The sequence below is a fragment of the Leptotrichia shahii genome, from assembly GCF_008327825.1.
GTDB classification, from domain to species: domain Bacteria; phylum Fusobacteriota; class Fusobacteriia; order Fusobacteriales; family Leptotrichiaceae; genus Leptotrichia; species Leptotrichia shahii.
Map to the genome: position 1 here is coordinate 1,720,802 of NZ_AP019827.1, position 20,558 is coordinate 1,741,359.

22 protein-coding genes and 1 other RNA gene are annotated in these 20,558 nt (G+C 28.6%); 18 read left to right on the forward strand and 5 right to left on the reverse strand.

What is annotated here, in order from left to right:
- Positions 1-86: 86 nt before the first annotated feature.
- The gene (locus F1564_RS07920) at positions 87-1,151 is read right to left on the reverse strand and encodes a sulfate/molybdate ABC transporter ATP-binding protein (RefSeq protein WP_018450599.1); all 1,065 of its coding nucleotides are present in this window, start codon (positions 1,149-1,151) and stop codon (positions 87-89) included.
- A 23-nt stretch (positions 1,152-1,174) separates the two neighbouring features.
- Positions 1,175-2,884, reverse strand: coding sequence for a nitrite/sulfite reductase (locus F1564_RS07925; protein WP_018450598.1), 1,710 nt, complete (start codon positions 2,882-2,884; stop codon positions 1,175-1,177).
- 368 nt (positions 2,885-3,252) lie between these two features.
- On the opposite strand from F1564_RS07925, the gene dapD reads away from it, so the two are divergent.
- From dapD to F1564_RS07940, 3 genes are all read left to right on the forward strand, one after another.
- Positions 3,253-3,951: a 2,3,4,5-tetrahydropyridine-2,6-dicarboxylate N-acetyltransferase gene (dapD, locus tag F1564_RS07930; RefSeq protein WP_018450597.1), complete on the forward strand. Its 699-nt coding sequence runs from the start codon at positions 3,253-3,255 to the stop codon at positions 3,949-3,951.
- Between the two features lie 294 nt (positions 3,952-4,245).
- On the forward strand, positions 4,246-5,388 hold the full coding sequence (locus tag F1564_RS07935) for a tetratricopeptide repeat protein (protein WP_018450596.1): 1,143 nt from the start codon (positions 4,246-4,248) through the stop codon (positions 5,386-5,388).
- Between the two features lie 95 nt (positions 5,389-5,483).
- The gene (locus tag F1564_RS07940) at positions 5,484-6,557 is read left to right on the forward strand and encodes a S66 peptidase family protein (RefSeq protein WP_018450595.1); all 1,074 of its coding nucleotides are present in this window, start codon (positions 5,484-5,486) and stop codon (positions 6,555-6,557) included.
- 169 nt (positions 6,558-6,726) lie between these two features.
- Here the strand turns inward: F1564_RS07940 and F1564_RS07945 are convergent, their stop codons facing one another.
- Together F1564_RS07945 and F1564_RS07950 are read right to left on the reverse strand one after the other, a co-directional pair.
- Positions 6,727-7,347 carry a hypothetical protein gene (locus F1564_RS07945; RefSeq protein WP_018450594.1) on the reverse strand — a complete coding sequence of 207 codons (621 nt, stop codon included), beginning with the start codon at positions 7,345-7,347 and terminating at the stop codon, positions 6,727-6,729.
- 286 nt (positions 7,348-7,633) lie between these two features.
- Complete coding sequence (locus F1564_RS07950) at positions 7,634-8,284, reverse strand: DUF3298 domain-containing protein (RefSeq protein ID WP_018450593.1); 651 nt, start codon at positions 8,282-8,284, stop codon at positions 7,634-7,636.
- A gap of 208 nt (positions 8,285-8,492) precedes the next feature.
- Here F1564_RS07950 and rnpB point away from each other — a divergent pair.
- The 6 genes from rnpB to F1564_RS07980 all read left to right on the forward strand — a co-directional run bounded on the left by rnpB (position 8,493) and on the right by F1564_RS07980 (position 12,557).
- Positions 8,493-8,853: RNase P RNA component class A (gene rnpB, locus F1564_RS07955), an RNA gene on the forward strand.
- Between the two features lie 157 nt (positions 8,854-9,010).
- Positions 9,011-9,700, forward strand: a complete 690-nt coding sequence (locus F1564_RS07960; RefSeq protein ID WP_018450592.1) for a hypothetical protein — start codon at positions 9,011-9,013, stop codon at positions 9,698-9,700.
- Positions 9,691-9,912: a hypothetical protein gene (locus F1564_RS07965; protein ID WP_018450591.1), complete on the forward strand. Its 222-nt coding sequence runs from the start codon at positions 9,691-9,693 to the stop codon at positions 9,910-9,912. The genes F1564_RS07960 and F1564_RS07965 overlap by 10 nt, the downstream gene beginning before the upstream one ends.
- A gap of 2 nt (positions 9,913-9,914) precedes the next feature.
- Positions 9,915-10,598: a response regulator transcription factor gene (locus F1564_RS07970; protein ID WP_018450590.1), complete on the forward strand. Its 684-nt coding sequence runs from the start codon at positions 9,915-9,917 to the stop codon at positions 10,596-10,598.
- Positions 10,585-11,949 (forward strand): sensor histidine kinase, encoded by a 1,365-nt coding sequence (locus F1564_RS07975; RefSeq protein WP_018450589.1) that lies wholly within the window; start codon positions 10,585-10,587, stop codon positions 11,947-11,949. Before F1564_RS07970 ends, F1564_RS07975 begins: the two co-directional genes overlap by 14 nt.
- The gene (locus tag F1564_RS07980; protein ID WP_018450588.1) at positions 11,946-12,557 is read left to right on the forward strand and encodes a PepSY domain-containing protein; all 612 of its coding nucleotides are present in this window, start codon (positions 11,946-11,948) and stop codon (positions 12,555-12,557) included. The genes F1564_RS07975 and F1564_RS07980 overlap by 4 nt, the downstream gene beginning before the upstream one ends.
- A 67-nt stretch (positions 12,558-12,624) precedes the next feature.
- Here the strand turns inward: F1564_RS07980 and F1564_RS07985 are convergent, their stop codons facing one another.
- Entirely contained in the window at positions 12,625-13,221 is a 597-nt protein-coding gene (locus F1564_RS07985) for a CPBP family intramembrane glutamic endopeptidase (RefSeq protein ID WP_018450587.1), read from the reverse strand.
- 235 nt (positions 13,222-13,456) lie between these two features.
- Here F1564_RS07985 and F1564_RS07990 point away from each other — a divergent pair, with 235 nt between their 5' ends.
- From F1564_RS07990 to F1564_RS08030, 9 genes are all read left to right on the forward strand, one after another.
- Entirely contained in the window at positions 13,457-13,975 is a 519-nt protein-coding gene (locus tag F1564_RS07990; protein ID WP_018450586.1) for a hypothetical protein, read from the forward strand.
- A 496-nt stretch (positions 13,976-14,471) separates the two neighbouring features.
- Complete coding sequence (locus F1564_RS10340; RefSeq protein WP_018450584.1) at positions 14,472-14,735, forward strand: hypothetical protein; 264 nt, start codon at positions 14,472-14,474, stop codon at positions 14,733-14,735.
- On the forward strand, positions 14,722-15,549 hold the full coding sequence (locus F1564_RS08000) for an META domain-containing protein (protein WP_018450583.1): 828 nt from the start codon (positions 14,722-14,724) through the stop codon (positions 15,547-15,549). The genes F1564_RS10340 and F1564_RS08000 overlap by 14 nt, the downstream gene beginning before the upstream one ends.
- Positions 15,550-15,639: 90 nt before the next feature.
- Positions 15,640-16,416, forward strand: a complete 777-nt coding sequence (locus tag F1564_RS08005) for a DUF6683 family protein (protein ID WP_018450582.1) — start codon at positions 15,640-15,642, stop codon at positions 16,414-16,416.
- A 97-nt stretch (positions 16,417-16,513) separates the two neighbouring features.
- Entirely contained in the window at positions 16,514-17,296 is a 783-nt protein-coding gene (locus F1564_RS08010) for a DUF6683 family protein (RefSeq protein ID WP_018450581.1), read from the forward strand.
- Positions 17,297-17,387: 91 nt separating this feature from the next.
- Positions 17,388-18,200, forward strand: coding sequence for a TraX family protein (locus tag F1564_RS08015; RefSeq protein WP_018450580.1), 813 nt, complete (start codon positions 17,388-17,390; stop codon positions 18,198-18,200).
- 85 nt (positions 18,201-18,285) lie between these two features.
- A complete protein-coding gene (locus F1564_RS08020) occupies positions 18,286-19,020 on the forward strand; it encodes a hypothetical protein (protein ID WP_232053362.1) in 735 nt (244 codons plus the stop codon).
- Between the two features lie 33 nt (positions 19,021-19,053).
- Complete coding sequence (locus F1564_RS08025) at positions 19,054-19,716, forward strand: DUF6683 family protein (protein ID WP_018450578.1); 663 nt, start codon at positions 19,054-19,056, stop codon at positions 19,714-19,716.
- Between the two features lie 16 nt (positions 19,717-19,732).
- A complete protein-coding gene (locus F1564_RS08030; RefSeq protein ID WP_018450577.1) occupies positions 19,733-20,500 on the forward strand; it encodes a hypothetical protein in 768 nt (255 codons plus the stop codon).
- Positions 20,501-20,558 lie beyond the last annotated feature (58 nt).

Genomic DNA, 20,558 nt, shown 5'->3' on the forward strand with positions numbered 1-20,558 from the left:
AAAAAATCTCTATTAATCATAATTTCTTTGAAAAAATTTATATAAAAATATTTTTAGATATTTAAAAAATCTTTTTTTATTTTTTTTTAAATAACAACATCATTTTGATTTCTTGTATTTGCATTTTCCACAATTTCCACTTCCTCATTTTTCCCAAAAACATAGGCACGATATATGTAAATATTGACTTCTTCTCCTACAGATACCGTATCTTCTTCTATTTTTCTGTTTCCTTTTATCAAAATTCCGTTTATTCTTACGCCAATTTCTACTTCTTTTCCACGAAATAAAGTGTATTCAACAATTCCAGTTTCTGTTGAGGCTGAGTATCTAAATTTTTCATTTGATTTTATAATACTTACATTTTCAGGGCGAATGATTGCTTTCTGACTATTTTCTAAATTTTCAAAACCTTTAAATTTGTTTATATTTTCCAGTTCTATTGGATTTCCCATGAATTTTGCTACAAATGCAGTTTTAGGATTGGCATAGATTTCCTTTGGACTCCCAATTTGCTCGATTTTTCCCTTATTTGTTACAATGATTTCATCTGCCACTTCTATTGCCTCTTCCTGATCGTGTGTTACAAAAATGCTTGTAATACCCACTTTGTCAATTGTTTCCCGTAGCCAGTTCCTAAGTTCCTGTCTGACTTTAGCATCAATTGCAGCAAAAGGCTCGTCAAGCAACAATATTTCAGGATTTGGAGCCAACGCCCTTGCAAAAGCTACTCTTTGTCGCTGTCCCCCTGAAAGCTGATTTGGATATCGTTTCCCAAGCCCTTCAATATTTACAAGTTCCATCAATTTCTCCACTCGCTCTTTAATGACAGACTTTTTTTCTTTTGCAATTTTCAACCCAAAAGCAATATTGTCAAAAACCGTCATATAACGAAACAACGCATAATTTTGAAAAACAAAACCAATCCCTCTTTTACTAGGCGAAACATCATTCACGACTTTTCCGTCAATCACAATTTCCCCAGAATCAGGCGTTTCTAATCCCGCAATCATTCGTAAAATTGTAGATTTTCCACTTCCCGAAGGTCCTAATAACGCCACTAATTTTCCTTTTTTTATTCCTAAATTGATATTATTTGACGCTTTATAATCATTATACATCTTATTTATATTCTTTAATTCAACATACATAAATTCGCTCCCGCTTTTTTATTTTACCAAGCCCTCTTTGCATCAGCATTACGAAAATCATTAAAATCAATTGTTTCAAGCTCAAATTCCTTATATTTCTCAATAAGCTCAATAAATCTATCTTCATTCACAAGTCGCTCAAATTCAATATTTTCCACTTTTATAATATTTGCAATATCTTCAAGAAAATATGGTATTTTAGCAGCTTTTATCTCTCCAATAATTTCATTTAATTTAACAGTTTTACCTGTAAATTCTCCTCTTGCAAAAATTGCAAAATATTCTCCATCTTTTTTACGTCTTCCACTAAATCCAAGTCTTGCTATCTGCGGTGTCGCACAGGAATTTGGACATCCAGCAATTTTTATTTGTGGCAAGTAATTTGTAAGTTCTATTTTTTCTGGATTTTCAAAATATTTAAAAATATAATCCAATATTGGCGGAGTATCTAAAATACCAACATTACAAGTTGTACTTCCAATGCAAGAATATGAGTTGAAAAATTCATTTCCGCCATAATACTCTTCCATAATTTCTTTTAATTTTAAAACATCTTCTTTTTTTAATCCTTTTACCAAAATACTTTGAAAACTTGTAAGTTTCAATTCAACTTTATAATTTAAACCTTTTACAAAATTAATTAATTTTTCTCCATCTTCCTTATAAATATTTCCTCTTGCAGGTCTTAAATAATATCCATATTCTCCCTTATACTTTCCTGCCACGATATTTTTTTCATTTTTCAAAAATTCATCGTTTTTAATGCTTTCATCGGTATTTTCTTCGCTAGAAAATATTTTTATTCTTTCTATTTTTTTTTCTTTATCTAAGATTTCTCTTTCATCAAGCAATTTTCTTGTATAAATTTTAAGACTGTCTCCTTTTTCAGCATAAAAATTAGAAATGTATTCATTGCATAATTCCAAAAATTTTTCTTCTCCCAAATTCAGTAAAACATAACGAAGTCTTGCCCTAGCACGAATTTTACGGTTTCCATGATCATTAAACACATTCCTCATTGCATGTATATAATACAAAATTTCATCTTCTTCGATAAATTCCCTCAAGATAATAGCATTAGTTGAAATTGGTCCCAATCCGCCTCCAACATACACTCTAAAACCTTTTTTTCCATCTTGAATCACCGCTTGAAACCCGATATCGTTTATTTTTACATAAAGTGAATTTTCCTCTTTGTTAGAAAAAGCAATTTTGTATTTTCTTGGCAGATGCATAAATGTACGTCCATCTAAAATATAATCTGTCACAATTTTTGCATAAGGTGAAACATCAAAAACTTCTTCTTCAAATCCAGTTGTTTCAGGAGTAATTACTGCCCTTGTAGAATCTCCGCAAGTTGCCTTTGTAAAAAATCCTCTCTTTGAGATAACTTCCAGCAGTTCTGGCAAATTTTCCCTTTCTATTCCGTGCAGCTGAAAATCCTGTCTGGTTGTAAGATGAAGCCTTTTATCCGAATATTTTTGCACAGTATCTAGCAAATACTCAAAATCTTCAATCTCAATTTTACTTTCAAAAAAACGAGGTCTTATCATAAATGTCCCTTTTTTTCTTCCTTCGGTATAAAGTGCAAATGAAGTTCTGACAGCATTCCATTCCTTTTCCTTTTCAGGATCAGTTAGTGCTTCCCTTGTCAAATTTATAATAAAATCCAACTCTTTTTTTTCTCTTTCCGCTTCATAACTCTTAATTCTCTCAAAGTTATCCAGTTTCATCCTTCCACCATTCCTCTCTTTTTCACAGACTTTAGATTTTAAAATTTTTTCTTCCTAAATTTTTCTCTCCAATAAAATTTACTTTCAAATTTTTACTAAAATTCTAATATCTAATCTTAAAAAATAACCTTTATTTATTTAATTATTAATATATTTGTATCTACAATTGTATTTTAACATTTTTACAAAAAAACTTCCACAAATATTATTATTTTGATAATCAAAATTTCAGTTTTAACATTTTTTATAGACATTCATAAAACCAAAAAAATAATTATAGTTGTAAAAATCAAAAAAAAATGCTAAAATACGGAAAATGCAATGATTAAAAGTCAAAATATATAAAAGTTGAAAGTTGGAGGAATATAATGACAGAATTAGAAAAATCAAAAGCAATTATTCAATATATTGCTGATGCAAAAAAAACTACACCTGTAGAACTTTATACAGATGAAGAGATAAAAAATGCTTATTCTTGTAAAATCATTGGAAAAGAAGGGCTAAAGGTAGTTTTTGGGAATTGGGAAGAAATTGACAAAATTATTAAAAAAAATAATCTTACTAATTATTATCTAAAAAATGACAGAAGAAATTCTGGTGTTCCTATGCTTGACATTAAAAACATTAATGCAAGAATTGAGCCAGGAGTATTTATCCGTGATAAAGTAAGTATCGGAGACAGAGCAGTTATTATGATGGGAGCTGTTATAAATATCGGTGCTGAAATCGGTGAAGGAACAATGATTGATATGAACGTTGTTCTTGGTGGACGTGCAAAAGTTGGGAAAAATTGCCATATAGGTGCAGGAGCAGTGCTTGCAGGAGTTATTGAGCCGCCTTCAGCTGATCCAGTAGTTATTGAGGATGATGTAGTTGTAGGAGCAAATGCAGTCGTGCTGGAAGGTGTAAGAGTTGGAAAAGGATCTGTCGTTGCAGCAGGAGCAATCGTAACTGAAAATGTACCCGAAGGCGTAGTTGTAGCTGGAACGCCTGCAAGAATTATAAAGGGTGTAGACGCAAAAACTGCATCAAAAACAGAACTAGTTGACGCTTTAAGAAATATCTAATAACAATTTTCATTTAAAAAATAGAATCTTTATTTTTATTTCTTTATTAACAAAGGATTTTGACTCCTTGTTAATTATAGAATGAAAGATGATATAAAATATTTTTAGAAATTTTATTTTTGAAATTTCATGAAAAAATACTTTATTAAAATTTTTTAAACTTCTTTATAAGCATAATCAAATAAGCAGATGATATAATACCTTATAAAGAAATAGTAAGTTTTTAAATATTTATGAAAAATAATTATAATATTTTTTAGTTTTTGTAAATTTTCAAATTAATTAGGAGGAAAAATGAAAAAATTATTACTAATAGGAGCCATTTTGGTCACAGGAGCCATCTCATTCGCTGATGGAAAAACAGATTATGAAAAAGCAGTAAAATTAGCTGGAGAAAATAAAATAACAGATGCTGTAAAAGTATTAGAAGGCGTTGCAAAAGGAACAGACGCTTCTTATGCACAAAAAGCAAATCTTGAATTAGGAGCCTATTATTTAAAAGATAATAAAATAGCTCAAGCAAAACCTTATTTACAAGCAGCTTGGGGAAATGGATCATCTACAACTCCAGAAGCTGTTGAAGCCGCAAGATTACTTTATCTTGTAGGAATCCAACAAAAAAACAAAGCTGATGCTGAAAAATATATTATCTGGACAGATGAAAAATCTGGAGGAAATAATGCTGACGTAGTATCGAGCTTAATTATTTTCTACTTTGATAATAATGAACAATCAAAAGGAACTGCAAGATACAATAAAGCTGTACAATCTGCAAATAAAGATTTCGTAGCTGAAGTTAATTACAACATTGGGCAATATTACTTAACAAAAAATAATACTGCACAAGCTAAATCTTACTTGCAAAAAGCATATACAGGAGCTTCTGATCGTGTAAACGGAGCAGGAATCTTATTAGCTGAACTTGCAATGAATGAAAAAAATCCAGCACAGGCTGAAAAATATTTATTAGAAATGAATACGGCTGCAAAAGGTAAAAATGCACAAATTCTTGAAATATTAGGAACTTATTATTTACAACAAAATAACCCAGCAAAAGCTGAAGAATTTTTAACAAAAACAATAGCAGTAGAACCTAAAAACTCAGCTGCAAAAATATTACTTTTAGGAATTTACGAAGTACAAAATAATACAGCAAAAGTAAACTCAATTTACAGTCAATTGAAATCAGCTTCACCAAAAGTAACAAACAGACAAATTGGAACTTACTTTGGAAGCGTTGGTGCAGGATCATTAGCTGAAAAATACTTAAAAAAAGCAATAACTGAGGATAAAGATAATAATGCAAAAGTTGTTTTGGGACAAGTTTACGCAGGACAAGGTAAAAAAGATGAAGCAATCAAAATTTTACAAGAAGCTGTAAATAACAAAGTAAATGGAGCAGCAGAAGTTTTAAAACAAGTTCAAGCTATGAAATAGTAAAAAATTAAAGAATTAAAGGCAAGGTATCTCTAACTTTCATCAGTTAAGATAAATTGCCTATTTTTTTTAAATAAATCTATAAAAAAAAGGATGTGAGAACAATAAAAATAAATAAAATATTAATAATATCAGGATTAATTGGAGCTAGCCTAGCATTAAATGCTGCAACATACAGACCATTAAAATCTTCAGAAATAAACACAAGAATAAGAAATGCTGCAAGTCCCGAGAATACCAAAAATACTACATCAGATGAAATTATTATTCCAAAAGGCTTAAAACCTGGTGATACAATCGGTTTAATTGCACCTGCAAACTACACCAACGAAAATAGTAATGCAGAAGTGGAATATTTAAAAAGCAGAGGATTTAACGTTGTTTATGGGCAATCATTTTATTCAAAGTGGTACGGATTTGGAGGCACTGACAATGTAAGGGCAAAAGATATAAACGATATGTTTGCAAATCCTAACATCAATGCTATTTTTGCTGTACGTGGAGGTTATGGTGGAATTAGAATTGTCGATAAGATAAATTATGATGTAATCAAAAAAAATCCAAAAATTATTTCGGGATTTAGTGATAATACGACATTACTTTTGGCAATTAATGAAAAAACAGGGCTTATAACATTTCAAGGACCTATGGCAGATAACTTAAAAAATATTCCGCCAGTTACAGAAAATGCTTTTAATAAAGCATTTATGAGCAATGAATCATATAACTTGCTAGACTTTGATGACACGTATTCAATTATAAAAAATGGACGTGGAAACGGAAAAATTACTGGCGGAAATTTATCTTTGGTAGTTGCAACGCTTGGAACAGACCATGAAATTAATACAGATGGAAAAATACTTTTTCTGGAAGAAACAAATGAAGCAAGCTACCGTATAGATAGAATGTTACAACAGCTTAGATTAGCTGGAAAATTTGACAAATTACAAGGAATCATACTTGGTGACTTTAAAAATCCCAAACAAGCTGATCCTACAGATATGACAATAGATGAAGTATTTTATGACAATTTCGGAAAATTAAATATTCCAATCATAAAAAATTTCAAGTCTGGACACGTAAGACCTTTTATAGCCGTTCCAATCGGAGCAAAAGCTAAAATGGATACTTACAACAGACAAATTATTATAGAAAAAGCAACAAAATAAGACTTATTTAATAACTATACAATTATTCTCTAACCCTCATACAATTAAAGTCCAAGTGATTATTTAATTATGTATTACTCTATTCTTTAAGTTACATAATCTATAAAAATTAAAAAATGTGTTTTAAATTTTTTTAAACACATCTTTTTTTATAACTATAATTAATTTTTTACCACTTCCACAAATCTTTTTTTTCTCTTTCTACCATACTATTAATAATTTTCTCTTGACGCCTGCTTTCTCGCTCTTGAATCTCTAGCATATTTGCCATATCCTGATCTATTTGTTTACTTAATTCATCAATGCTAGACTTTGTATTATATTCCTGAATCCACTCGTATTCTCTAGATTCTTCTAATTCATAATCTGAAATTTTACTTCTGTATCCTGAATTATATGAATGACCTGTTGCTGTTGACCTTGGATTTTCTTGTATAAAGATTCCATAACTATAAAACATAAATGAACCTAATAAAAATAAACAGCCTATTTCATCGTATGGTATGTAAATATGAAGTTCCATAGCATAAATAACAAATGTTACAATTGTATATATTATATATTTGTATATAAAAGCTACAACTAAAAAAGCAATGCTCCCTACTATAAAAGCTAAGATTCCATTAAGTAATTCATTACGTTTTGATTTAAGCCTCTTATGTTCGATTGCAATTTCTCTATAAATCGCATATAGATAGAATACACACAAAACTAACAGAATAATTTTTGTTATTATAGAAAAATTCATAATAGAAAAATATTCTGAAAATATATATGAAATAAATTTCATAATATAAACCTCCTATTTACAATTTTAATAATAGTTATTCTAAAAAATTTATAAAATAAAAAATATATTCTTTTTATTTCTTTTGTTTTTATATAATTATTATTGGAAATATTGTTTTTCAATTTTTATGAGATTTATTTTGCAATTACTTAATAATCTTATAATTTTTTAACAAATTTTGTTTATTATTTAACCCTTTTTGTATTTCCTAAATGAAAGTTATAATTTCTATCTTTGCAATAAAGGAAAATCCTTTTTTAGGGCTCATCATTCTAATTTACTACTATTATTTCAAAATTCCAATTAAGTCTGTAAACAAAAATGGAATATACACTTCTCCATCAGCAAAATTAGAAGCTTCTCCCTTATTATAAATCAAAACAAGAGCATCATTTTCCATATAAAAATTTTGTTGTTTATCAATAGCATCAAATTTATCAATTTGTGGAATTCCAAATTGCTTAAATTTCAAGTTTACGGCTTCTGTTAATGAATCATTAAATCCATCTACAAATAATTCTTTAAGCTGTAATGGCTTTCCATTTTTTAAATTATATGTTATTGCATTATGAAGAACTGTTTTTTGCCCCGAATCATTATCCATTAAATTGATTGTAAACAAAACACTTAAAAATGAACTATTATTAGCTGTAACTTCGTAAGAAGTATCATAAGATACATGTTTTGTAGATTTATAATTAGAAATAAATTTTTCCATAATTGCATTCATATTCTTTATAACATCGGAATTTCTACCTGCAAATACTGGATAAGAAATCTTTGATTTCTTCAAAACTTTTGTTTTTGGAGTGACTCTTACAATACTTGCTGATGTTGGAGAATATCCTTGAAATGTAAAAGTCGTATCAATTTTTTCTTTTGCAAATGACACATTGAATACTAGTAATGCCATAAAAAACAATGTTAATTTTTTCATTTTTATAATCACCTCAAAATTTTTTTAATTAATTAAAACCTATTTTATTATACCATAAGCAAGAAAATATTTCAAATTTTTTAATTTTTTTTGTTATTATTTTTTTCAATTAAATGATAAAAAATTTATACTTCTTTTTAAATTTTTTTAAATAAGCAAAATAAAAGAATAAATTGACAAATATAGAGAAAAAATGGTAATATAAATTCAGGTTTTGGAGTTAGTCGCTTGATAATTTTTAGAATAAAAATTTTTAAGAGGAAAGTCTGGACTTTATAGGGCAAGAGAGGCAGTTAACGACTGCTGGGAGAAATCTTAAGGAAAGTGCCACAGAAAAGAAACCGCCTGTATTTTTTCAGGTAAGGGTGAAAAGGTAGTGTAAGAGACTACCAGTGATTTAAGGGATTAAATTAGCTAGGTAAACCCCTCTCAAAGCAAGGGCAAGTAGAAAGCTATTAAGAGACGGCCCGTCTTGGCTTGATTGGTAGCTCGCTAAAATCCATAAGCAATTATTGATTTAGATAAATGATTAACAAATACAGAATCCGGCTTATACCAAAGCCTATAAGACTCAGAAAAATTTCTGAGTTTTTCTTTTTTTTCATAGATTGCTATAATATATTGCAGCAAATTTAAAAAATATAAAAGCTCTCATTTTATTTTAATGTTTTGATAATACCATATTTTTGAAAATATAAATAATAAAATAAAAGGAGATGATTACTCATGAAACAGATAAATCGAAAAAGAGCGATTTTGGAAAATGACGTTTTAAGAAAAGAAGTGAAATTTGGTTTTTCAAGAGCAGCATTTCTTTTAGGATTTATATATCCTTTAATTAAAGAGGATTACATCACAGCTGGAATTACTTTTGTTGTAATTAGTACGGCAGGTATAATATTTTTTCCATTGATATTTGTTTTATCAATTATATTCGGTTTTATATACAATAAAATGTATGCTAAAAGTCTGATTAAACAAGGCTGGTACCCATTTACAAAAGAAGATGCACAAGTTTTGAGAATGAATGGGATTCTTTTTAATGATAAAAATAATTTTTATGAAAATAATAAAGAAAGAGAGATAAAAGAAGTTAAAACTTATGAAACACAGCAGCCAGAAAAAAATGAAATTATTGAATTTGAGGAAAATGACAGTAATAATACAAATAATAATAGTATTAAAAATAATGTAAATGCTGATAATTCTTATCATAGCAATCCGAATGTTCCGAAAACGAATTATAAAAACCGTGCGATTCAGAAATTTATTGCAAGATTGATTGGTGGAGGGCTTGTTTCGCTTGTTTCAGGAGTTTTTACAGCAAATATTATTTTAATTCTTTTGGGAGTGTTACTGACAGGCGGAGGAGCATTTCTAGCTGTAAAAAATAAGGATAAAATAAAATGGAAATAAGAAAATTTTTAATTAAATCTGGAAATTATAGAAATCTTATAAAAAGAATTTTTCTTCTTTCACTGTTTTTAACTGTATTTATGAGGTATAATAAAAATGAATTGTTTACAGAAAGTGATGAAAAGTATGAAAAAATAGTGAAAACAGAACAATTAAAATTGTTTTGTGAAGAGAATCAGTGTGTCCTGACTGAGACGGAAGAGAGTGAGTGATAATGAGATTATTAGTTGTAGAAGACGAAAAGAAATTGAACGAACTTATTACAAAAAAGTTAGAAAAGGAATATTATGGAGTTGATAGCTGTTTCGATGGAGAAGAGGCAGTCAGGTACGTGGAAGGGACTGAATATGATGCAATAATTCTAGATATTATGCTCCCAAAACTTGATGGATTTGAAGTGATTAAAAGAATAAGGGCAAAGAAAAATAAAGTTCCAATACTGCTTTTAACTGCAAGAGATAATATAGATGATAAAGTAAAAGGGCTAGATTACGGAGCAGATGACTATCTTGTAAAACCTTTTATTTTTGAAGAACTTATGGCTCGTATCCGTGTCCTGCTAAGACGTAATTCTGGAAATGCCGACAATATAATTACAATAGCCAATCTTAAGGTCGACCTTGATGCTAAAACAGTTTTTAGAGATGATGTGCTTATAAAGCTATCAGGTAGAGAATATTCGATTTTGGAATATCTAATACGAAATAAAGGAAAAATTTTACCAAGAGAAAGAATAGAGGATCATATATGGAATTATGAATACGAGGGTGGAACCAATGTTATAGATGTTTATATCAGATATTTGAGAAAAAAGATTGATGACGGCTATACCCCAAAACTCATTCACACAGTTCGTGGACTGGGCTATGTCCTGAGGGTTGATAATGAAAATAAATAAATTTTCCATAAAATCCAAAATAGCTTTCTGGTATATTGGTCTTATGATAAGCCTTGCAATTATATTTCTTACAACAATAATTTATATTAGCGAAAATCTTATACGGGCAAATGCTTACAAAAATTTAAAAAACTCTGTAGTTTCAGCATTTGATGAGATTGAAGTTTATGATGGTGAACTTACGATTGACAATGATTTTATTATTTTTAATAATAATGTTCATCTGTCAGTTTATAACGATGAAACAGGATTTATTTATGGGGATATTCCGCTGGATTTTGAATATGATGAAACTTTTTCTGATAAAAACAATGTGAGAATTATAAGGCATAAAAATAAAAAATGGTATATTTTTGATAGCAAAAAGAATTTTCAAGATTATGGTATTGTTCATATTCGGGGAATCACTCCTGCGACAGAAGTTGAAAATATTATCGAAACAATTGTTTTGATTTCTCTGATTGTATTGCCATTTTTCCTGTTATTTTCAGCAATAAGCGGATATTTTATAACAAAGAAAGCATTTAAACCGATAGAAAAAATAAGGGAAGCAGCGGAAAAAATCAATGAGGGAAACGATTTGACACAAAGAATTAACATTGGAGAAGGAAATGATGAAATTTATACTTTGGCAAATACATTTGATACAATGTTTGACAGACTGCAAAGCTCCTTTGAAAGAGAAGCACAGTTTACATCGGATGTTTCACACGAGTTGCGGACACCTGTCTCAATTATTATTTCCGAATGTGAATACGGTCTTGAAAACCTAACTTCAATAGAAAATGCCAAACATACAATTTTTTCTGTGCTTGATGAAACTAAAAAGATGTCAAAATTAATTTCACAGCTTCTAACTTTATCAAGAATGGACAGAGGGAATCAGAAACTTAATTTTGATAAAATAAATATGAGCGAAATGGCACATCTTATTGCTGACAGTCAGCTATACAATGCAGATAGCAAAAATATAAAAATTCATCCTGAAATAGAGGAAGATATTTTTATTATTGGTGATGAAATGATGATTATGAGAATCTTTGTTAATTTAATTTCAAATGCGATTAACTATGGTCGTGAAAACGGCAATATTTGGATAAAATTAACACAAGATAAAAATTTTGCAATATGTAAAATTATTGATGACGGAGTTGGTATTGAAAAAGAAAATATCCCTAAAATCTGGGGGAGATTTTATCAAGTAGAAAGTTCCAGAACAACTGAAAATCTAGGACTTGGATTATCAATGGTAAAATGGATTATAGAAGCTCACAAAGGAGAAATTTATGTAGAAAGTGAAATTGGAAAAGGAAGTTCGTTTATATTTAAGTTGAAAAAGGAGGTAAAATGAAAAAAAATTTCTTAAAAAAATTGCTTATACTATTTTTTATTACAATGACAGGAGTTTTTGCAAATGAAAATTCAGTTAAAAAGACTAAAACAGTAAGAGTTTTAAATGTTGATGTTAAAATTTCGATTGAACAGGCAAAACAACTTGCATTGAATCACTCAAAAGTGGCAAAAAATTCTGCAAAAATGACTAAAATTCGTCTGGATAAAGAAAATAGAAAATTTATTTATGAAATAGAATTTTATACAGAACGGAAAAAATATAAATACAACATTGACGCAAACACAGGAAAAGTCCTGAGTTACAGTGAAAAAGAACGATCATCCGCTTCAACAGTAATCAGAGATGACGGAAAAATTATTAATACAAATGGCAGCGATACAGAAATAAGAAAAACACCAAAATATATCGGAATGGAAAAAGCAAAAGAAATAGCAGTTTCACGAATTACTGGTGCAAAAAAAATAAACGTTACAAATATTCAGCTAGATAATGAAAAAGGAAGAATGATTTACGAAGGAAGAATGGTGTATAAAAATACAGAATATAAGTTTGACATTGATGCTACAACAGGTGAAGTAATAAAATGGGAAGTAAATGAAAATTAGTGAAGTTAAATATCCTCTAAAGTTTAAACTGAAAAAATAGACTGAAGAGGATATTTTTTGTTAAAAATTATGCTTTGTAAAGTTTTTCATAATTAAATTTATTTTTAAGTTGTTTAAGAGTATAATCAAATATGAATAAAGGTGGAATAAATACGATAATTAATGTTATTATCGGCATATTTTGAAGATAAAATATTTTTTCAACTATAATCATAAAAGGCTTGTATAGAAAGATCGAAACAAGATTGAATGTTGAATGTAATAAAATTATCCACCAGATTGGATTGGGTTTTAGCCGCACATTTCCGAAAAAGATGCCTGATATTGTTGTGTATATAAATTTAATCGGATTCAAATGAAGTATTCCAAAGATTATAGCCTGAATTAAATTAGCATATTTTGTTTTTTTCTTTAAAAAATGAAGCATCAGTCCTCTCAATAAAAATTCTTCTCCAACAGGATAAAATACTAGAAATTTAAGTAATTCATTAATTGCAAAAGACTGCTTTGAATAATCGGCAAGAACTATCTTTTTAGACAATAAAGAACTTAAAACGGCAAGTAAAATTATTACAGATGTAATAACTATTGCTGAATAACAGGCTGTATTTAATATTAGTAACCCCAATTCTTTTATTTTAGATTTTTCAATATTTTTTTCCATTTTGATTGTTCTCCTTTCCTGAATTTTTCTTGTAAAACATATTATCATTAAAATATTAAAATAAAATGAGAGATATTTTATTTCATCTTTGTCTGTTGCATAATAAAATAACTTTCAGTTATTTTATATAGATTTTATTTGTAAAAAATAATTTTCCATTATATAATACATTCAAACAACTTTAAAATCAATTTTTTATTCTGTCTTGTATATTATAGAAAGGAAAGGAAATAAAATGAAAAAAGTTATTATTATACTGGTGCTTATATTTTTTAATTTGAGTTTTTCAGCAGAACAGTCTGAAAAAATTATATGTTACATTCCGAAAGAGTTAAAAACAAACAGCAAAGCAAGATTAATTTATGAAGATACAGAAAAATATAAAGATGAAGAAATACCACCTGAAGTAGCAAATCCTGAAATTGTTAAAGCATTAAAGGAAAGAAGGCTTGTCGTATTTCAAATGAGATGCAAATATGACGGTGATATGTACCGTTATATAACAGCTTCAGACTATGCAGTCGAATATCTTACAAAACAGACAATAAATAAAGAAAAAGGAGATTATTATTTACTGGAACTTCCGACAAATAAGGCACTCGCTTTTCAGGATATGTTATTTATTGGAGATTTTATAGATAATTCAATCAGTACAAATGATGAACTTTTTCAAATTCTCTATATGATAAATGTTCAGTTTCTAGAAATAAGACAGCAGGAACTGGAAGAGGAAGGATTGAAAGTAGTTTTTTAGTCTATTATTTTTATTCTTAAAATTTACTTATTATTTATTTTTTTCTTTTTGTAGGGATTACTCATTTCCATAAATCCCTGCATTTAAATTGATTTATAATTGCTTAACAGGAATTATATTTTTAAATTATATTTGTTCTAAAATTTTTACATCTTTTCTATATAACCTTATCAGATATTTTTTGATTACATTTCTAAACGCTTTTTTACAAAAAACTTTTAACAATTACAACAGAATTTTTCTCTAAAAAAAGAAAAGTAAAAACTCTCATTTTATTTTAATCTATATTACATATCATAAAATTGAAAAATGACTAATTAATTAGTATTTAAATAAGGAGGAAAAATGAAAAAAATATTTTTTGCAAGTCTGTATTTTATTCATCTGCTCTGTTTTAATATTCTAGTACTATTTTTTCTGGCTGTATTAGAAGTATCAGTTTTAAGTAATTTGAAAATTAGTGGGAGGTATATACTCGGAAAATCTTATATTAATTTTGCTTAATATATTTTTATCATATTTTTATGCAAAAGCAGGAATAGGAAAAAAGGCTTTGATAATTTTAACAATAATTGGTGTAATATTAAAAATACTAATATCTTTAATATCGTATAAATATTTAGTTTCATCAGCAGGAGATGAAGAATTTTTACCAACTTATTATGCTTATTTTGCCATAGGTTTATTGGATGTAATATTTCTTGTGGGGCTTGGTGTAAATTTATTGATAGGAAGGAGAAAACAGCATGATAAAAATTAAAAAATTGACAGGATTTATGATTTTTCTACTTTTTGGAATGATATTTATTTCCTGCGGAAAACCTTTAAAAAAAGACATAATAGACAAGGGATATATATTAGAAGTAGGTGTATCCAATGAGATTGACAGGGAATTTGCCGGAAAAATGGAGCATTCTCCCACTTATACTATTTTCAAAGCGACTGAATATAAGGACAATGATATTATGGTGCAGAATCTCAAAAATAGAACAGTTAAAGCAATCCTTTCGCCTATGCTGTCGTTAGGAAATTCTGATTACGGCTATTATCCTGTCTATGTGGATAACAAAAATTATGAAACTGTATATCTCATATACAGAAAGGATATTCCCGATTTTTTGAAAAACAGCTTTGAAAAAGGGGACGGCTTCATGCTAAAGGGTATGGAAAAATATTCTAAAGAAAAATATAAAGACAGATTTTCATTTTTTAGTAATATCGAAGATTTTGAGAAAAAAATAATGGCTAATGAATGGACACTTGTGAATATTGCAGGGTTTGAACTTAAAAACAGTAAAATTTCAATAAAACTTGATAAAGGAAATGTTGTCATAACGGGAAAAAATGGAAAAAAATATTCGGGAAAATATTCCCTGAAAAATCACAGGATTTCTTTTGAAATAGATAATTTGAATAACCTGCTGAAAAAAGGGAGTGAACTGAGTGACAGTGATAAAGATTTTTTATACGCTTTAAGTAATGCCGATGTAATAACGCTTATGGATAATGAACAAACTCTTTATATCGAAGTTCCTGAAAGCAATCTTATATTTAAAAAAATAAATAAAAAGTAAAAAGCTCTAATGTTCTTTTAATCTAAAAAATATACAGTATAATTAAATAATAGAAATCATAAAAAAATAAAATTTTTAGGAGGAATAATTATGAAAATAAATTTGAAAAAACTATTTGTTATAGCAGTTATTGGGACAGGTTTATTTATATCACAGCCTGCACAGGCATTTTATTATGATATGTCAGACAGTTTTAACTATACAAACAATGTGATAAATAGTACAAGAAATTATTTACTTGGTAGTGAAGTAATAAGCCACATTAAAAAAGGAGATTATTCTTCAAAGAAAAAATCAAATTCTAAAAAAACAACTACAAAAACAACGGGAAGTTCAGCAACTTCAACTACAGCCCCAAAAACAACAAAAGCAAATATTACTTTTAAATCGGACGGAAATACAAGAGGACTTGATTATTTTGTTAATAACTATCCGTCAAAACAGAGAGGGGAAGCAAGAACATATCTGAAAAAAATTCAGGATTCTTTCCCGCAGGTAGCACGTTCTGTAGGAATACCTACAAATGACCTGTCTTCAGGAATGGCAGCTGCAATAGCAGGAGCATATATGGCATATAACAATGTCAGTCTGAATGACAGTTATATGAAACCTCTGCAAAATCAGTTAAAAACAGTGCTTCAAGGTGTAGATGACTTTGATAAAATGAGTAACAGCGATAAAAAATATATTTACGATCAATTGGTAATAATAGGAATGACTTTGGCTGTAAATCAGTCCCAAAATCAGCAAAATCCAAATGCAAAAGTTACCGCTCAGTTAAGAAATGCAGGAAAACAGGTGCTTGAGGGACTTCTCGGAGTAAGTGCAAGTGAAGTAAGAATAACATCATCAGGACTTTCTTTTTAAAATAAATAATTACAAAATAAGAAGTTTTATTATAGTATATGGTGACAATAAAAAACAAAAAAATGAAAATATATAATTCAATCTGGGAGGAATAATTATGAAAATAAATTTAAAAAAATTATTTGTTACAACAGTTATTGGAGCAGGATTATTTGTATCGCAGCCTGCACATGCATTTATGGGATACTGGTATGATTATAACAGTGACTGGATTCAGCAGGATATAATGAGAAGAACTTTTGAGAATCATAATAGAGTTTTTGGTAATAATACAAATAACAACAGTTCAAGTGGAAAAAGTTCAAGTTCTAAGAGTACAGGAAGCAGTAAAAGTAAATCATCATCATCCCAAACATCGTCTAAACCAAAACCAGCAAAAAAAGCCAAAATAACTTTTAAATCAGATGGAAGCACAAGAGGACTTGATTATCTTGTTAACAAATATCCTTCAAAACAACGAGGAGAAGCAAGAACATATTTGAAAAAGATGTATGATTCATTCCCTCAAGTAGCACGTTCAGTGGGAATACCTACAAATGACCTGTCTTCAGGAATGGTTGCTATATTAGCTGGAGCATATATGGCTTATAACAATGTCAGTTTAAATGACAGTTATATGAAACCTATGGCAAAACAATTTAAGGAAGCTCTAGAAAGTGTAACTGAGTTTGATAAAATGAGTGACAGTGATAAAAAGTATATTTATGACCAAATGGTAATAATAGGAATGACTTTGGCTGTAAATCAGTCCCAAAATCAGCAAAATCCAAATGCAAAAGTTACCGCTCAATTAAGAAGAGCGGGAAAAGAAGTACTTGAGGGAGTTCTTAAAGTAAATGCAAGCAAAGTAAAAATAACATCATCAGGGCTTGTTTATTAAATAAAAAGAATAGTTTTATATTCACAAAATGCAATAAGGGGTTCAGTTCATTTACCCCTTATTAACAGAAAAGAAAAAATTAGGAGTGAAAATGGATAAAAAAGTTATATTTTCTAAAGGGATAAATTCTTTTACACTGCATATTCTGGCAATGGCATTTATGGTGGCAGATCATTTATGGAATATATTTTTCCCTAATCAAATATGGTTAAATATGCTTGGAAGACTTACCTTTCCAATTTTTGCCTTTATGCTCGTGGAAGGATTTTTTAGGACTAAAAACAGAAAAAAATATTTAATACGTATCTTTATTTTTGCAGCTATTTCGGAAATTCCGTTCAATCTTTTTGCAAGTCTGGCATTAAGAGGAGAAATAATGGTATTTTATCCATATAACAATGTATTATGGACTTTCGGAATTGCCTTATGTGGAATGAATTTACTGGAAAAAACGGAAAAATCAGAAAATCTGAATAAAATAATAAAATTTTTTGCAAAAGCTGCCATAAGCATTTTAACTGTCGCAATTGCACATTTTGCAAGAAGTGATTATTTAGGATATGGAATTGCAATTATTCTGATATTCTATTTTTTCAGGGGGAAAAATTACAAAAACATAATATTTCAGGCTGTATTAATGGTGTTTCTAAACGTATTTATTATGCCTGGACTTGAATTTCCGCTTAACTTTTTTGGAAATGAAATATTTATAAAAACACAGATATTTGCGATATTTTCACTGCCGATAATATGGCTTTATAATGGGAAACAAGGTATTCATAACAAATTTACAAAATATATGTTTTATTTCTTTTATCCATTACACCTTTTACTGATAGTGGCGATTTATGTTTCTTTTATGATATATCTGATTTCTTTGATAAGTAAGAATTATGGAAATTAAGTGAAGCCAATATTTACAAAGCAAAAGTTTAAGAAGGACTGTTAAGAAAATAAAAAACATAAAAAATTCTGTATTCATTGGGGAAGTGATAAAATTGAAAAAAATTTTAATAATAGCTATGATAGTTTTTCTTGTTTTTAGCTGCAATAAGAAACAGGAACAAAATAAAACAAAAAAAGATAATAATATTGATATAAGCCAGAGTGATAAAAACAAAAATGAAGAAAATGAAAAAAATTCAGAAAAAGACAGCTCTGAAATAGAAAAACAGAAGGAAATTTCATCAGAAAAAGCTATAAAAAAAGCGGAAGAAGAATTTTTAAAGGACAGCAAAAATCTTGAGAAATACCGTAATTATGTAACTGTGGCATTTTATCAAAACCGTGAATTTAAAAGAACAAAGGAAATTACAGAAATATTTTTAAAAAATGCTCCTGATTATTCTTATGGTTACAGAGTGATGGCAGATATTCTCTTTTATGAAAAAAAATATAAGGAAAGTGCTGAATATTATGAAAAAGCAATAGGTATTTTAAAACATGGTAAACAGAGTTATGCAGAATACAAGGATATTAAAGTATTAAATAATGCACTTTCAGAAATAATTGAAAAAAATTTGATACAGGCTTACAGATTATCAGGAAATAATAAAAAAGCAGTAGAAACTTTTATAATTAACCAAAAATTTCTAAAAGAAAACTATAATCCCCTTTTGTATAACATAGCTTTAGAAAATGCCAAAAAGGATAATGAAATGTTAAAATCTACTAATAGTAAAAAATATGAGGAAAACAAGAAAAAATTATCTAATTTAAATTAACAGTAAAATAAAAAAATTACAGGAGGAACAGTTATGAAAGTAAAATTTATGAAAAAAATATTTCTTTTAAGTATTTTAGCACTGGGACTTGGAATTTCAGGACAAACTCATGCTGATTACAGCGATATGTTTAAAAATGAAATAATGCAGGAACTTTTAAATACAACTTCATCTTCACAAGGTAAATCTTACGGAAAATCATCACTTACTTTCACACAGGACGGAAGTACTGATGGACTGGAAACATTGGTTGCAACTTATCCAAAAAGTCAGCAAAAGGAAATAAGGGCATCATTAAAACAGCTGTATGATTCTTTCCCACAGGTAGCCCATTCTGTAGGAATACCGACAAATGATTTGTCTTCAGCAGTAGCGGCTGTAATAGCAGGAGCATACATGGCATATAACAATGTCAGTCTTAATGACGACTATGTGAAACCTATGGCAAATCAGTTCAAGGTTCATCTTGAAAACAGTGGATTTTTTGACGGAATGAGCAACAGGGAGAAAAAAAGTATGTACGACCAGATGGTTATGGTTGGAATGACTTTAGCTGTGGGACAGTCCTTAAATCAGAGCAATCCTAATTCACAGACTACAGCTCAATTAAGGGAGGCAGGAAAACAAATACTTGAAGCTATTTTAAAAGTGGATGCTGATAGAGTCCGTATAACAGCTCAAGGAATATCTTATTAATACGGAGGAGACTGAAATGGATTCAATTATTGCATTAGTGTATTTTTCAGTTGCTGTCATATTAATCGTTTTTGGTATGAAACAAATAAAAAACAGAAAAAATCTTCGTAAAATTAATCAAAAACAAGAAGATGAAGTTAAAGAGAAAATAAAACTTGGAATTTTATCAGCTGATACAGTTTACCGTGAAAGAACAGAAACAGGAAGAGTATTTTATGAAGTGCCGAAGGATTTGAAAAAAGCAGTTATTCTAAATCTTATTTGCTTTGCCATAATGCTAATATTAATATTTCTGGGAATAAAAATTGGAATATTGCTTTTAATAGTCTGTGCTGTAATAAGTATGATATACGGATATAAATATTATTATTCAAAAGAAAAAACAAAAAATACACTTGAAATAATAAATGAAGACTTTTACTTAAATGGAAAATTATTGGATATAAAGGGCTATAACTGGGGTACTGAATTATTTCCCCTGTTTGGCTCTCGAATAATCAGACTTAAATCCCATATTTATCTTCTTGATGGCAAAAAGGAAATCTGCTTTGTACCTGAAAGACAGTTAAAAAGATCTCAAATAGATATAATAATAGAAGATGACAGAATTTCTAAAATTATAGATGATATTATTGATGTAATCCAGAAAAGACAGATCCCAAAAGTAAAATTCAGACTTTTTAAAATGAAAAAAATGCAGAGCATACTTCTTTTTTTACTTTTTATATCAATTGTGATACTTGTTTCTTTGTATAAAAGCAAAGCATATATGTATTTATTTTAATAGGATAAGAAATAGCTGATGAAATTTTGAATAGTTAAATACAGACAGAGGTGAAAAA